Annotated in this window: 14 protein-coding genes; 6 read left to right on the top strand and 8 right to left on the bottom strand. The window is 67.4% G+C overall.

The window, feature by feature from the left end; all coding sequences use genetic code 11:
- Positions 1-118 precede the first annotated feature (118 nt).
- Positions 119-523, bottom strand: coding sequence for a hypothetical protein (locus AC5Y36_RS00335; protein WP_500038876.1), 405 nt, complete (start codon positions 521-523; stop codon positions 119-121).
- 3 nt (positions 524-526) lie between these two features.
- On the bottom strand, positions 527-1,411 hold the full coding sequence (locus tag AC5Y36_RS00330; RefSeq protein ID WP_500038875.1) for a DUF6192 family protein: 885 nt from the start codon (positions 1,409-1,411) through the stop codon (positions 527-529).
- A 1,033-nt stretch (positions 1,412-2,444) separates the two neighbouring features.
- Between AC5Y36_RS00330 and AC5Y36_RS00325 the strand changes: the two genes are divergently transcribed.
- The 4 genes from AC5Y36_RS00325 to AC5Y36_RS00310 all read left to right on the top strand — a co-directional run bounded on the left by AC5Y36_RS00325 (position 2,445) and on the right by AC5Y36_RS00310 (position 5,809).
- Positions 2,445-2,852 carry a hypothetical protein gene (locus tag AC5Y36_RS00325; RefSeq protein ID WP_500038874.1) on the top strand — a complete coding sequence of 136 codons (408 nt, stop codon included), beginning with the start codon at positions 2,445-2,447 and terminating at the stop codon, positions 2,850-2,852.
- A gap of 112 nt (positions 2,853-2,964) precedes the next feature.
- Complete coding sequence (locus AC5Y36_RS00320; RefSeq protein WP_500038873.1) at positions 2,965-3,657, top strand: Fe(II)-2OG oxygenase family protein; 693 nt, start codon at positions 2,965-2,967, stop codon at positions 3,655-3,657.
- Entirely contained in the window at positions 3,657-4,553 is an 897-nt protein-coding gene (locus AC5Y36_RS00315; RefSeq protein ID WP_500038872.1) for a hypothetical protein, read from the top strand. The genes AC5Y36_RS00320 and AC5Y36_RS00315 overlap by 1 nt, the downstream gene beginning before the upstream one ends.
- Positions 4,554-5,152: 599 nt before the next feature.
- Positions 5,153-5,809 (top strand): class I SAM-dependent methyltransferase, encoded by a 657-nt coding sequence (locus AC5Y36_RS00310; RefSeq protein ID WP_500038871.1) that lies wholly within the window; start codon positions 5,153-5,155, stop codon positions 5,807-5,809.
- Between the two features lie 68 nt (positions 5,810-5,877).
- Here AC5Y36_RS00310 and AC5Y36_RS00305 read toward each other — a convergent pair whose 3' ends face one another.
- The 3 genes from AC5Y36_RS00305 to AC5Y36_RS00295 all read right to left on the bottom strand — a co-directional run bounded on the left by AC5Y36_RS00305 (position 5,878) and on the right by AC5Y36_RS00295 (position 8,504).
- Complete coding sequence (locus AC5Y36_RS00305) at positions 5,878-6,303, bottom strand: MerR family DNA-binding protein (protein WP_500038870.1); 426 nt, start codon at positions 6,301-6,303, stop codon at positions 5,878-5,880.
- A gap of 38 nt (positions 6,304-6,341) precedes the next feature.
- Positions 6,342-6,779, bottom strand: coding sequence for a transposase (locus AC5Y36_RS00300; RefSeq protein ID WP_500038869.1), 438 nt, complete (start codon positions 6,777-6,779; stop codon positions 6,342-6,344).
- Between the two features lie 165 nt (positions 6,780-6,944).
- On the bottom strand, positions 6,945-8,504 hold the full coding sequence (locus AC5Y36_RS00295; RefSeq protein WP_500038868.1) for a multicopper oxidase family protein: 1,560 nt from the start codon (positions 8,502-8,504) through the stop codon (positions 6,945-6,947).
- A 387-nt stretch (positions 8,505-8,891) separates the two neighbouring features.
- On the opposite strand from AC5Y36_RS00295, the gene ricR reads away from it, so the two are divergent.
- The gene (gene ricR, locus AC5Y36_RS00290; protein WP_500038867.1) at positions 8,892-9,182 is read left to right on the top strand and encodes a copper-sensing transcriptional repressor RicR; all 291 of its coding nucleotides are present in this window, start codon (positions 8,892-8,894) and stop codon (positions 9,180-9,182) included.
- Between the two features lie 50 nt (positions 9,183-9,232).
- On the opposite strand, the gene AC5Y36_RS00285 is transcribed toward ricR, so the two are convergent.
- The 3 genes from AC5Y36_RS00285 to AC5Y36_RS00275 form a co-directional block, all read right to left on the bottom strand.
- The gene (locus tag AC5Y36_RS00285) at positions 9,233-9,871 is read right to left on the bottom strand and encodes a DUF5134 domain-containing protein (RefSeq protein ID WP_500038866.1); all 639 of its coding nucleotides are present in this window, start codon (positions 9,869-9,871) and stop codon (positions 9,233-9,235) included.
- Positions 9,868-12,270: a copper-translocating P-type ATPase gene (locus tag AC5Y36_RS00280; RefSeq protein ID WP_500039112.1), complete on the bottom strand. Its 2,403-nt coding sequence runs from the start codon at positions 12,268-12,270 to the stop codon at positions 9,868-9,870. Before AC5Y36_RS00280 ends, AC5Y36_RS00285 begins: the two co-directional genes overlap by 4 nt.
- Positions 12,271-12,332: 62 nt before the next feature.
- Positions 12,333-12,623: a DUF1490 family protein gene (locus AC5Y36_RS00275; RefSeq protein WP_500038865.1), complete on the bottom strand. Its 291-nt coding sequence runs from the start codon at positions 12,621-12,623 to the stop codon at positions 12,333-12,335.
- Positions 12,624-12,831: 208 nt separating this feature from the next.
- Between AC5Y36_RS00275 and AC5Y36_RS00270 the strand changes: the two genes are divergently transcribed.
- On the top strand, positions 12,832-13,272 hold the full coding sequence (locus tag AC5Y36_RS00270; RefSeq protein WP_500038864.1) for a hypoxia response transcriptional regulator: 441 nt from the start codon (positions 12,832-12,834) through the stop codon (positions 13,270-13,272).
- Positions 13,273-13,333: the final 61 nt, after the last annotated feature.

Below are 13,333 nucleotides of genomic sequence, written 5' to 3'. Positions count from 1 at the left end.
CGTTCTCCGGCTGCCGCTTATGCCGGGTTGGTGGCGCTGATCGTTTCGATGTGCGGTACCGGTTTTGTGCCGGCGCGGCGGCGTCGCGGGGTGCAACGCCTTGGCCGGCATCCCGGGTCTATTGCCGGGTGATGCCTTCCAACATGGCCCGCACGCCAACGAGCTGATCAAAGACGAGTCTGATCCAGTCGTCGTCGGGTTCGAGTTGCGCGTGGGGATAGGCGGTGCCCTTGATGAGCCGCACGAACCGGGTCAGGCCGGTGTGGACTTGGGCGCGCTCGTAGGCGATCCAGTCGGACGGTTCGCGGGAAAAGCAGTACCCAGTCCCATGAGACCAGGTGAGCGGGGTGAGATGCTCCATGGCGGCGTGCTCCTTGATCTCGGTGAGCCCTCCGCGCACCTGGCTGGCCGTTAGACCCGTCGCCATGCACAGTTGTTGAAACGACAATCCGCCGGGACGGGCTTCAATCAACGCCAACCTGACCCGCTCAGCCTTGACATTGCCGGCGATACGGCGCGCCATCGCTCACCGGCTCTTGAGCAATTCGGCGAGGGCTTCATCCAGGGAGACATCACCGGTTTCGATCGCGTGCTGAATCCAGTCGGCGGTGCTGCGGACCCGCTCCACGTTGCGCAATATCGCCGCCTTCTCCTCATCGCTGAACTCATGGCCCCGCAGCCCCGGCAGCGTCCGACCGATGCCCGCCACGAACTGCGCGCACGCGCCGACCAGATCCAGGTATTCGATGCTGTGCTCAAGGTGGCGGATGGCTGGCGTGTGTTGGCGCGCGCACACCACGATCTGCCGCGAATGGTCGAACTGGGCGCTGTTCACGGCGTGGCGCGCCGACTGGTCGGCCATGGCCTGGAACGCCACGTTGGGCCGTTTGAGGAGATCGCGGGCCACGGAGACAGCGACCGTGTCATCCTTGGTCAGGTCGTGGATCCGGTTGACCTTCTCCTGCGTGCTCACCGGTGTGCGCGGGGTCCAGCCCGCCCGCCGGAATGCCGCATCAATGCTCCACCGGTGTTCACCGGTACGGGCGTTCCGCGGCGGTTTGCCGATGAGGTCGAAACGGTCATCTAGGCCTGCCAGGACCTTGTGTACGTAGTGCGAAACACCGGCCACCCGCCGGTCTTTGGGCCAGCGCGACGACACCCACCGGTAGGTTCTCAACGTCGCCGCGGGAACCCCGATATCTTCGGCGTACATGTGGATCGCGTCGCCGACGTTAAGCAATTCCTCGTCGAGGCCCGGGTGCGCACCGCCACGGGGACGCAGTGGTTCGATTTCCAGTGCACGGTCACCGAGCGCGAACTGGCAGCCTGACAGCTGCTCGACGAGGTCGCGGCCCTCGGCGACCAACTGCTCGTAGCGACGTTGCGTCACATTTCCGATCTTGGTGGACATGGTCCTCTCCTCGCGGGATCCCTACCGGGACCGCGTGAGCCGCCACCGCGCCTGCACTCGATTTCGCTCAACCCACGACCCGCGGGTTACCGGCTGCCGACGAGCCCTCAACGCGCGGCGGGCCCGCACGATCCGCTCTTGTCTAGCTGCACTCACCTTCCGTGCGCATCCGCGTGTCGCATCACGAACGACTATCCAACGAATGCACGTACAGTGTGCGCGCCCAATCCTGCCGTGACAAGGCCTACGATCGTCTTATTTCAACAGGCTACCAATACTATTCGGTCGATCTCGGCAGATAGTCTGAAGCGTTCGACCGCAGCGTCACGGTGACGGATCTTGCGAACGGCTACGCCGCCAGCCGCGGGTGCGGCACCGATGCGAGCAATACAGCGCGCCGACACGCCGATCCACACCGGCCACCCACGCCGTCCCGCACTCCGGGCATCGGGCCACCGCACGGTCGGTCGCGCGCATCGCGCGGACCCGCATGCGACTGCGCCGGACCCACCGCCAATGCCGGGCTCGGCACGCTGGCGAGCAGTACACCGCGTCGCCGCGCAGCCCCTTGGGGACCATCGCCCCACAGCTCGGGCAGTACCGCGCGCCGACACCGCCATCGGTCGCTGCCCGCCTGTGCACTCGTTTGGTCACGAACTCGTCCCTCTGCTCGCTGTCCCAATGCTAGGTCGACCGCGCACCAATTCACCACAATGCCATAAGCCGCAGCAGAACAGCCGATCTGTGGCCGACAGGGCGCCGCCTACTCGATCTCTACGCGCCCGCCGGAGAGCCCCCGAACCGCCGCGACCCGGGTGTTGGCCACGAACGTGATCGAAGTCGTAGTCACCGACCTGGGTTTCCGCTCGACGCCCCCAGCGTCGGCATCACCGCGCACGTCGATGATCTCTCGGTTCAGGCGGCAGCTCACTGACGGACCCTGTGCCGGGAACACCGGGGTTCGACCAGGTTTGTCAGACGGGCGTGCGAGGGTGTTCGAGACCGGCAGGGTTGGGTTGAGAAGGGAAGACCGATGGCAGCGCCGCAGCCTCCTGAAACAGGTGGAACGTACGATCCGGACCACCACAGCATCGCTCATCTGCTGATGGCTCGGGGTGAACTCTTGGCGGCCGGTCTGGTAGCGCTGTCCCGCTATCGTACCGATTGTGTCGACAATTGGAACGGTGGCCAATACCGGGCGACTCTGGAGGTGCCGGCAGAAGCCTTCGACCAAGTGTGTGGTGAACTACGGAAGTGTCTGGACGCCGCCTGCCGAGATGTCATCGGCAGCGACTCCTACTCCGGACTGCAGATTTGTGTTCTTGCTCCGCCCGAAGACCCCGATTGGGCCGTGGCGCTCATCGGCGTACTCGAGCTGCGCCGCATCCCCTCGCAGCGCATCGACGTCCCGATCCTCGACGTCGTGTCGACCTCAAGCTGAGGGCCACGCCGCACCGCAGCTTGCGAATAGAACACGCGACTACTTGTCACTAGAACACATGACTATCTGATTGCGCAGTCGTCAACACGTGACGGATCGACGGAGCCCAGCAGTGGACAACATCACACCCCAGACGGGATCACTCCAGGTCGCACTGTTGCAAGCCAAGCAGTTCGGTTGGCAGCTTGCGCGTGGTGACCTCGTCGCAATCGCACAAGAGATCGCCGAGAGCCCCGGTCCCTTCCATATCGTGCGCCCACGCAGAGGGGACGACGACGTGCAGGTGCTGCGCCCCCAAGGCAGCCAACACGCTGCACCTCGCTCGCTGAGCACCCTATACGGCGATGGCCCCTTCCCGTTCCACACCGATGGCGCACACCTCGAAGCACCGCCCGACTTTGTGCTACTCGGCTCGAAACACGTTGGAGAGCAGGACGTTCCCACCCACCTGCTGCGGTTCCCGGGCCCCAACCCGTGTCAGGAGGTCGCCGAGGACATGCGACTCGGCGTCTTCCGACTAGACACCGGCGTCACGACCTTCTACACCACAGCCCGCTACGCCGACAGTGCATCCGATAACTGTGTGCGGTTCGATCCGGGTTGTATGAATCCCGTCGACCCACGATCACGACGACTGGCCCGCACGGTGATGTCATCCGCGCCCGATCACACCCACTCGTGGTCTGATCCGGGTGAGATCCTGATTATCGACAACCACCACGTACTGCACTCACGCGGCGACGCAACACTGAGTCCGGACCGCGAGATCCATCGCCTGCTACTTCTCTGGGACGTGAGAATCTAATGCCCGCAAGATCGTTCGACTACGATGCAATCTGGCTTAAGGCTGTCACCTTCATCAACCGAGCCCTCGACGATTCCGAAGACTTTGACGAACGGGCGCTGTGGGCCGCCTGCTCCCTCGAACTGCTCGGCAAGGCGTCGTTGGCTAAAGTTAACCCTGCCCTGATCGCAGACATCGCCGCCGACGGCAATTCCTTGCTCATCGCTACGGGGTTACACGATGACGCGTCGACCTTTGTGTCCGTGCAAGCCAAGACGGTCTTCAGGCGATGCCAGTCACTGACAAAGCAGTTCGACCTCGGCCGAGCACTCAAGATCGCCGCCAACCGTAACGGCTATCTGCATTCGGGCGCGCCCTTCTGCACCACCATCCCGGCCAGCACCTGGTGGGAACAATTCTGGCCTCTGGTCAGCATTCTGCTTGCCGCTCAAGACAAAGAGCTAGCTGACTTCGTCGGCGCTGACCGCGTACAAGAGATCGATCAAATACTCACCCGCTCAAAGCAACACGCCGAGCAGAGGTGTCAGACACTCATTGACCGAGCAAACCTCGCCTATCAACGGCGCCAGCGCGGGGAGCTGCTGCCGGCCGAAATCGCGGCCATCCGCACCCGGGTCAGTGGGCACTTTCCGTACTCGACGACGTACACGTGCCCGGCATGCTCGAATGTCGGCGCCTTGCGGGGAAGCACCACCCTCAACGTCGAAGACGTGTTTGACTACGACGAGGAAGGCACCTACGTCTACAGCGTCAGCGAAATCGCCTCCGAGGAGTTTGGTTGCCGTTCCTGCGGACTGCTACTGCGTGGCCCCGACGCAATCAGCTACGCGAAGCTGCCCGCCTCATTTGAGTATCGCGATGAAGGGCCAGACGAGCCCGAATACGGCAACGATTAGCCGTTTCGCCACCAGCTTTCACGTTCGTCTGTGCCCGCGCCGTAACATCTGCATTCAGTCACGAGGAGGACCGTGTTGGGAGACACAGCGCCCGTAAGCTACAGCAGCGGGGCGGCGTGACGGCGATCGTGGCGGCGACGTATCCGGAACCGGCCAGTGGTTCCAGCGAGCCAGGCGTCTGCGGATTCCGTGCATGTGGTGGTTTCGTTGCAGCCGAACTGTCGTCGGCTGCGCCATCCAAAACCGAGGGCGGCGAAGAGGTCGAGCGTTATCGCGGGTGCCGCCATGATCGAGACGACCCACGGTTAGGCGTGGTCGGGCCGGTGAGTGCGGCCGTGCGGGTCCTGGCAGTGCGCGCTGTCGCCGAATCGGCGCGAGCTGACGGATTCGCGGTTGCTTCGCACCGTAGTCAGCGTCACCCCTGACTAGGTCGGTAACACTCTTACAGATACCACTGTCTTCCACCGCGATGCCCGGGCGTCGCCACCGGCCGCATAGGTCTGAGGTGGCGATGCATATGCCCAAATGATTATACCCATTAGGGGTGTAGGGTATCCAGAAATGACCGGTGTCGGCTGTGAATTTCGGGAGGGGTTGCGATGGGACTGACGCAGAAACTGTTCGCGCATGATCGGCACGAGCACGGCCCCGGGTGGGTGATCAACTATCCGCGCGGCTATGAAGTGCTCGCCAATATCTGGTTTCTGGGGCTGCGGGCGCGCGTCTGGGACCGGCTGGTGGCACTGTCGGGTGCCGAGCCGGGCCAACGTGTCCTGGATGTGGGTTGTGGCACCGGGTATTTCGCTCGCCGCGTCGCGCGGGCGGTCAGCCCGAGTGGCACGGTGGTCGGCATCGACCCGTCGGCGTCGATGCTGGATTACGCCGCCCGCCACGCACCGGCCAATCTCACATTTCAGGTGGCCGGCGCCGAATATTTGCCGTTCTCGGGGCAGTCGTTCGATCTGGTGGTGTCCAGCCTGGCGTTTCACCACTTTCCCGGCGACCGCCGACGGGAGGCGGTGCGGGAGATGTTTCGCGTGCTGCGGCCCGGCGGGCGCCTGTTCATCGCCGATATCCGCCCCGCAGGGGGTGGGATCGCGCACCGGATCCTGGCGGTCGTCAACGCCCATGCGCGCGAGCAGAACCGGGTGGGCCGGCTCGGCGAGCTGATCACCGAGGCCGGGTTCGTCACCACCGGCAGCGGAGAGCGTGCCCGACTGCACTACATCACCGCGCAACGGCCCCAGGATCGCTGAGCGCGGCCGGGGGTTGCCGCATTCTCGGCGACGCTGACCCGGTACAGGCCGAGGCGCCCCGGAGTCGGCTAGGCGGGTTGGTCTCGCGGCCGGCCGGGCGCCTCGATGATGTGGCACACGGTCGCGGCCTGGCCGCGGCGCGCATCGCTGTGCGCGATACGCGCCGCCGCGGCCAGGGTGGCGCGCAGGGCGCGCAGGTCGGCGATGGCACGGTCGATGTCGGCGATGTGCTGATCCAACAGAGTGGTGACGGTCTGGCACGGCGCGGCGCCCGCCCGTTGCAGGTCAAGGATGGTTTTGATTTCGGGCAAGGTGAGCCCGAGTGCTTTGGCCCGGCAGATGAACCGCAGGATTTCGATGTCGTGGTCGGTGAACAGCCGATAGCCTCCCTCGGTGCGCTCGGCCGGTGCCAGCAGCCCCTTGGCTTCCCAGATCCGGATGGCCTTGGCGGACGCGCCGACCATCTTGGCGGCTGCACCGACGGTATGTTTCACGACCCCGCTCCTTTGTCCTGCTCCGAGAGTTCGACCGTCTAGGGCAGGCGTGAGCCGTTGGCGTGGTTGCCGGGCCAGCGGACCGTACCGCCCCCCGTCATGGTCTTGTCGCGGGTGCCCGGCCATGCGCCCGGGTCGTCGGCAACGGATCCGCCCGGGTTGAGGTGGGCGGCGAAGTACGCGGTGGCCTGTTCCAGGATTGCGATGGTTTGCGCCTGCTCGGCCACCTGTTCGCGCAGTCGGATCAGCTCGGCACGCTCATCGGCCGACAGCTCTGAACGAGCGTACCGATCCGTGCCGGCAGTGGTGGCGGTGCTGCTCATCCGCCAGCGTTCATCGCGCACCCAGGTATGCAGCAGGCTTTCATCGAGGTCTAGGTCCTGGGCCACGTCTGCGACCCGCTGTTTGCCGTCGATGACACGATGGGCGGCCTGGGCCCGGTACTCGGGGGTAAATGATCGCCGTGGTCGTCGCATGGGGGTATCTCTTCCAGGTACACCTCAGCCTAAGGATTGCCCCACGGGCAAGGTCAAGCGTTGGGAGGACACCGCCGCGACGCGGCGCTCGTCGACCGCCTGAAGATCGCTGCGCGCCCCGGCGGCTCGTCGGGGACGGATGCGCGCACCGCCGCGCAGGGGCGATTAGGGGGTGTAGTCCAGCCGGGTCATCATGCCGGCTTCCTGGTGGTAGCCGTTGTGGCAGTGCAGCATCCACAGGCCGGGGTTGTCGGCGACGAGTCCGACGGCCAGTTTCTGGCCGGGTAATACGTTGAGGGTGTCCTTGCGGGCGCCGGGGCGCCCGTCGGGTTTGATCAGCTGGAAGGTGTGTCCATGCAGGTGCATGGGGTGCCACATCCCCGACCCGGTGTTGCTGAACGTCAGCGTGGCCCGCTGGCCCTGGCGAATGGACAGCGGCCGCTCATCGGGGAAACGCGCACCGTTGATGGTCCACACGTAGTCGCTCATCGACCCGCCCAGCTCCGCGGACAGCGCGGTGTCGGGTTTGCCCGGTCCCAAGTCGGCGGCCGGTGTCGCGGTGAACAGGTCGATGGTGCCGACCCGGCCCATCAGCTCAGGAGGCTGGAATCCCGGCTCGGGTGCGCTGCCCGCGGCGGTGGACAGCAGCGCCCGTGCGAGGGCGTTTTTGCCCTCGGCCAGCGCCACCAGCGGGAAGACCCCGTCGCCGGCGGTGACGATCACGTCGTAGCGTTCGCCCATTCCGAGCAGCAGCGCGTCGACGTCGGCGGGCGCCACGGGATAGCCGTCGGTGTGGGTGACGGTCATGCGGTGTCCGGCCAGCGCGACCCGGAAGGCGGTGTCGGCGCCGGCGTTGATGATCCGGATCCGGATCCGCTGACCGGGTTTGGCGGCGAACGTGGTGGGCGCGGCGGGGATGCGCCCGTTGATCAGGTAGTGCGGGTAGGCCACGTCGCCGGCGTCCCCGCCCAGCAGGGCGCTTTTGGCCCCACCCTCCATGCCGGGCATCTCACCCATGCCGGGCATACCGGGCATGCCGCCGCCGGTGCTGGCCGGGGTCTTGGCGCGCAGGTCGTCGTAGATCTGTTGGGGCGCTTTGCCGATCCCGTCGGTCCAGTCGTCGAGGACGACGATCCACTCGGCGTCATAGCGCGCCGGGTCGGCCGGGTCGTCGACGATCACCGGAAGGTACAGGCCGTAGTCGGTGTCCAGGCCGACGTGCGGATGCGCCCAGTAGGTACCCGGGTGGGGGACCGAGAACCGGTAGGTGAACTCGCGGCCGGCGTCGATGCTGGGTGTGGCGGGCGGGGCGCCGTCCATGTCGTTGCGCAGCGCGATGCCGTGCCAATGCACCGAGGTGGGGTGGTTGAGCTGGTTGGTGACGCTGACGGCGAGTTCGTCGCCGACGTTGGCGCGGATCAGCGGGCCCGGGATCGCATCGCCGTAGGCCAGCGTGTGCGCCAGCGGGCCACCCAGGTCGATCGTGGCGGGCTGCGCAGTCAGCGAGGCGGTGACGGTGCGCCCGGTGTGCGGGCGGGCCGCCTCGGCCGCGTCGATGGCGCCCCGCAGCTTGGCCAGCGCCGCCTCGGCGGCGCCGGTGGCGTGGGAGCCCGCCGGTGCGCCCGATCGTCCACAGGCCGCCAACGTGAACCCGCCGGCGATCGCGGCACCCACAAACCCGCGCCGGCTCAGCTGAATCCGCTCCAACGGCGATTCGCTCACCATGGATCCTCACCCCTTACCTGCATAGTGGTCTCGGACCGGTCGCGGCCGGCTGCCGGTGCGTGTCCGAGCCCCCCGATAGCGCCCAGCGCACCGCACGGGGTAACGGCCCCTCACCGACGGGCCCCTTCCGGTACCGGCACCGCCGAACAACGATACCCCTACCCTACAGGGGTATTGGGGTGGCCGGGAGGTCCCCGTGTCGACGCGGTACCTGGTGGTGCGCGGCCCGGTACGGCAGCACCGCGCGGCGGTGGTGCCGCAGGCGTGAACCCGGCCAACTCGCTGGATACCCAACGGGGGTATGGGATAGACTGGCCGCATGAGATCCGTTGCCACAGTCGCCGCCCGGTATGCGACACGTGGGTGACGAACATGCAGGGAGGCACGATGACAACCGAGCGAGGGTATTCGGCGCAGAAGGACAACTACGCCAAACGGCTGCGCCGTATCGAGGGCCAGGTCCGCGGCATCGCGAAGATGATCGAGGACGATAAATACTGTGTTGATGTGCTGACCCAGATCAGCGCGGTCAACAGTGCGATGCGGTCGGTGGCGCTGAACCTGCTCGACGAGCACCTCGAGCACTGTGTGAGCCGCGCGGTCACCGAGGGCGGCGAGCAGGCCGACGCGAAAATCGCTGAGGCATCTGCCGCCATCGCCCGGCTGGTGCGCTCCTGATCGCCGGTGTTCACCGCTGCGGCAATCCCCGACGCTGTGCAGGCGGTGAGTCAGATCTGAAAGAGCGTGGCGAGGAACAGGATTGCCATGCCGGTGGCCATCATGGTCTGGCCCAGGTTGCCCAGCGATCGCAACGGGGCGTTCGCGTTGTGGCGCCGGGCGTGGAAGTAGCGGTATGTCCAGTAGAGCGCGGCGAGGGTGAAGCCGGCGGCGCCGACCCAGTTCAGCGCGCCGATCCACGGCGGTGACCCGCTGCTGTCGGTCGGGGTGTTCATCGATGCCATGTCCATGCCCGGCATCGACGCGCTCGGCCGCGCCCCCGGCGGGGTGGGTGATGGGCCGGGCATCAGATCGCGGTCCATGAGGGCATACATCCAGGCCGTTGCCGCCATCATCAGGCCGTGATACCCGTAGCGCCCACGCAGCCCAGGCGTTTGGGCCACGGTGATGGCCAACGTCACGAACCACCCCGCTGCAAGCAGGAAGAACAGCGCGGGCCCCGTGGCCGGCATGCGTGCACCCCACGGTGAGGCCATCGCCACCATCGCCACGGCCATCACGACATGCAGCCCGTGGCTGACGACAACGCTCCACTGCCGGCGTCCGGCGATGATCGCCCACCCGCATTCTGCGGCGCTCAGGGCGAAGATGCCGATGACGAACCAGCGAAGGATCGGGTCGTGGATCACGCGAGACCGGGTCCCTGGGACGGGGGCGAGGTCACCACAGCGTTTTCGGGTGCGCGCCGGTCCTGCTCGGGATATGACCGCACCTGTGTGGTGTGGCGGCCGAAGCGGCGCAGCCGCAGCGAGTTGGTGACCACGCTGACCGAGGAGAATCCCATCGCGGCGCCTGCAACAACCGGGTTGAGCAGGCCGAGGGCGGCCAGCGGGATGGCGGCGGTGTTGTAACCGAAGGCCCAGCCAAGGTTTTGATAGATGGTGGCCAGGGTCTGTCGGGACAGCCCGATCGCAGCCACGACGCCGTCGAGCCGGCCCGACATCAGCGTGATGTCGGCGGCCTCGATGGCCACGTCGGTGCCGGTGCCGATCGCGATGCCCAGATCGGCCTGCACCAGGGCGGGGGCGTCGTTGACGCCGTCGCCTACCATCGCCACCACGCGGCCTTCGTCCTGGAGCCGGCGCACCTCGGTGACTTTGTCCTGCGGCAGCACCTCGGCCAGCACCCGGTCGATGCCGACCTGGGTGGCGATCGCGTGCGCGGTGCGGGCGTTGTCGCCGGTGATCATGGCGACCTGCAGTCCCAGGGCGTGCAGCTGCGCGACCACGCCGGCGGCGTCGTCTTTGACGGTGTCGGCCACCGCGAGCACCCCCACAACCTGGTCATCGCGGCCGACGAACACCGCGGTGCGGCCCCGGGTTTCGAGCTCGGCAGCCGCCGCGGCCAGGTGATCGGGCAGCGCCAGATCGTGCTCGTCGACGAGGGCGCGCCGCCCGATGAGCACCGGGCGGCCCTCGACCTGCGCGCGCACCCCGTGCCCGGCGAGGTTGGCGAACCCGGTGGCGCCCGGAATCGTCAACCCCTGCTCTCGCGCGGCGGCGACGATCGCCGCCCCGATGGGGTGCTCGGAGCCCGACTCGACCGCGGCCGCGATCCGCAACACGTGATCGGGCTGGCGCCGTTTGCCGGCGATCACATCGGTGAGCCGCATCTGGGCGCGGGTCAGCGTGCCGGTTTTATCGAACACCACGGTGTCGATGTTCTTCGAGGCTTCCAGCACCTGCCCGCCTTTGACCAGGATGCCCAGGTCCGCGCCCCGGCCGGTGCCGACCATGATCGCGGTGGGGGTGGCCAGGCCCAGCGCACACGGGCACGCGATGATCAGCACCGCCACCGCCGCGCTCATGCCCGCGACCGGGTTGGCGGCCAGCAGCGTCCAACCTGCAAAGGTGGCGGCGGCAACGCCGATAACGGCCGGGACGAACACCGCCGAAACCCGGTCGGCCAGCCGCTGCACCGGCGCCTTGCCGCCCTGGGCCTGCTCAACCAGGCGCACAATGTGCGCCAACGCGGTGTCGGCGCCGACGGCGGTGGCGCGCACCGTCAACACCCCGTCGGTGTTGACGGTGGCTCCGGCAACCCGGTCGCCGACCGTTTTCTCGACCGGAACGGATTCGCCGGTGAGCATCGATTCGTCGACGGCGGCGCGGCCTTCGGTGATTTCGCCGTCGACCGGGATCTTCTCCCCGGGCCGCACCCGCACCAGATCACCGACGTGGACCTGATCTATCGGCACCAGGACCTCCTGGCCGTCTCCGAGCACAAGGGTGGCTTCCTTGGCGCCCATCTCCAGCAGCTTGCTGATCGCCTGGCGGGCCTTGCCCTGGGCTCGGGCCTCGAAATAATGGCCGAGCACCACGAACGCGATGATCAGCGCCGAGGTGTCGAAGAACAGCGGCCCCCCAGCGAGCAGCTGATAGGTGGAGTAGACGAACGCGGTCAACGTGCCCAGCGTGATCAGCGTGTCCATCGACGAAGTGCGCTCTCGCGCCCGCAGCACCGCCCCCTTCAGGAAGGGCCAGCCGGCCACGAATTGCACCGGCACCGTCGCGGCGAACGCCAGCCACCCCGCCCACCGATAGGCGCCGAACATCATCGGCGCAGCCATCGCCACCAGCCCCAGCGGAAACGCCAACCACACCCGACGCAACCAGGTGCGCTGCTCGCGCCTGCTCTGCTCGTCCGGCGACACCCCGCCCGCGCTGACCGGTACAGAGCCGCAGCCTCCGCAACTTGCGCCACCGCGCGTAGCGTCAGCTTCGCGGCGGCGCAGGCCGAACAGCGCCCGCCCCAACCCGCCGGCGATCCGGCGCAGCGCACCGGGTTTGGGGACATCGGCCGAGTGCGGGGCGCGCGCGGGCACCAACTCCCCGGGAATGTGTTCGGCGTCGGCGATCGCCGCACACACCGCAGCGGTGTCGCAGTCGGGCGGTGAATACCAGATCACCACCGAGGCGGTGCGCGGATAGGCCTGCACGGCCTGCACACCGGCCACCTGCAAGACGGCCTCCTCGATCGCGACGGCGCGAACCGCGTCCACCCCGAACCCGCTGACATGCACCCGCATCCGGCCCGAGGCGTCGGAGACGACGTTCAGCCCGACCTCGGCGGCGGGCAGAACACCGATGCTCATGTGCCGGGGTCCGGGTCCACCACCGCCACCGGCGTGCCCTCGGCCCCCGCACGCTGGCGGGCCTCGGCCATCACGTCGGCCACCGTCAGCCGAGCCTGCTCAGCACCGGCCCCGGCCCTGCGCTCGGCCTCACGCACAACCCGTATTCCCCAGGCGGTCGCGCTGACCGTTGCCCGCCGCAGCGGCGCCTTGCCCGCCACCGTCCGCAGCGCCTCATAGGCCGCAACCCCGACCACCCCGGTGACCACGGTGGGCGCCATCTTCCCCATCAATGCATGCCACACCATCGCGGCCGCTCCCTTCTCAACGTTGCCCTCTCATACGGTCGAGCACGGCCCGCGATATGGCGGCCGTGCCTGCCGCGCAGCAGATTTCGGGTATCGAAACGATCAGTGTGCTCGCCGATCGACCGCCCGCCCTGCTGCTTGCGCCCTGCGCAGCCGACACGAACCAGTGTTATCCTTCCAGTGCACTGGAAGGTCAAGGGGACGGCGTATGAAGATCGGCGAGCTGGCGAAACGGGCCAATACCAGCACCAAGACCATCCGCTTCTACGAAGAATCGGGGCTGCTGCCGTCGCCGGAACGCAGCGCGTCGGGCTATCGCGACTACGGACCCGACATCGTGGACCGGCTGCGATTCATCCGCAGGGGCCAGGCCGCGGGTCTGACGCTACAGAAGGTGCGCCAGATCCTGGCGATCCATGACCGTGGCGAGGCGCCGTGCGGGCACGTCCGGCAGATCCTGAGCACCCGCCGCGACCAAGTCCGCGCCCAGATCGCCGAACTCGTCGCCCTCGAAGGCCACCTGCAGACCCTGCTCGATCACGCGTCACAGGGCGCCCCCACCGAGCATGACCGTTCCACGGTCTGCTGGATTTTGGAGAGCGACCCGGATGTGGCTGCACCGGCGACGGATTCAGCGCCCCCGGGTTAGCGCGGGCCGCGGTGAGGGTGTCGCGGTCTTGGGTGTGGGTCCGGCGGGCTCCTTGACGGCG

Source organism: Mycobacterium sp. NGS50 (genome assembly GCF_059812545.1).
This window is presented reverse-complemented; position numbering and strand designations above follow the sequence as displayed.

What these genes read in the sequence shown, in the direction of transcription:
- AC5Y36_RS00275 (WP_500038865.1), bottom strand. Translation starts at nt 12,623, where the DNA reads ATGGTGTGGCATGCATTGATGGGGAAGATGGCGCCCACCGTGGTCACC.
- AC5Y36_RS00335 (WP_500038876.1), bottom strand. Translation starts at nt 523, where the DNA reads ATGGCGCGCCGTATCGCCGGCAATGTCAAGGCTGAGCGGGTCAGGTTG.
- ricR (WP_500038867.1), top strand. Translation starts at nt 8,892, where the DNA reads ATGACAACCGAGCGAGGGTATTCGGCGCAGAAGGACAACTACGCCAAA.
- AC5Y36_RS00270 (WP_500038864.1), top strand. Translation starts at nt 12,832, where the DNA reads ATGAAGATCGGCGAGCTGGCGAAACGGGCCAATACCAGCACCAAGACC.
- AC5Y36_RS00295 (WP_500038868.1), bottom strand. Translation starts at nt 8,504, where the DNA reads ATGGTGAGCGAATCGCCGTTGGAGCGGATTCAGCTGAGCCGGCGCGGG.
- AC5Y36_RS00325 (WP_500038874.1), top strand. Translation starts at nt 2,445, where the DNA reads ATGGCAGCGCCGCAGCCTCCTGAAACAGGTGGAACGTACGATCCGGAC.
- AC5Y36_RS00330 (WP_500038875.1), bottom strand. Translation starts at nt 1,411, where the DNA reads ATGTCCACCAAGATCGGAAATGTGACGCAACGTCGCTACGAGCAGTTG.
- AC5Y36_RS00300 (WP_500038869.1), bottom strand. Translation starts at nt 6,779, where the DNA reads ATGCGACGACCACGGCGATCATTTACCCCCGAGTACCGGGCCCAGGCC.
- AC5Y36_RS00315 (WP_500038872.1), top strand. Translation starts at nt 3,657, where the DNA reads ATGCCCGCAAGATCGTTCGACTACGATGCAATCTGGCTTAAGGCTGTC.
- AC5Y36_RS00310 (WP_500038871.1), top strand. Translation starts at nt 5,153, where the DNA reads ATGGGACTGACGCAGAAACTGTTCGCGCATGATCGGCACGAGCACGGC.
- AC5Y36_RS00280 (WP_500039112.1), bottom strand. Translation starts at nt 12,270, where the DNA reads ATGCGGGTGCATGTCAGCGGGTTCGGGGTGGACGCGGTTCGCGCCGTC.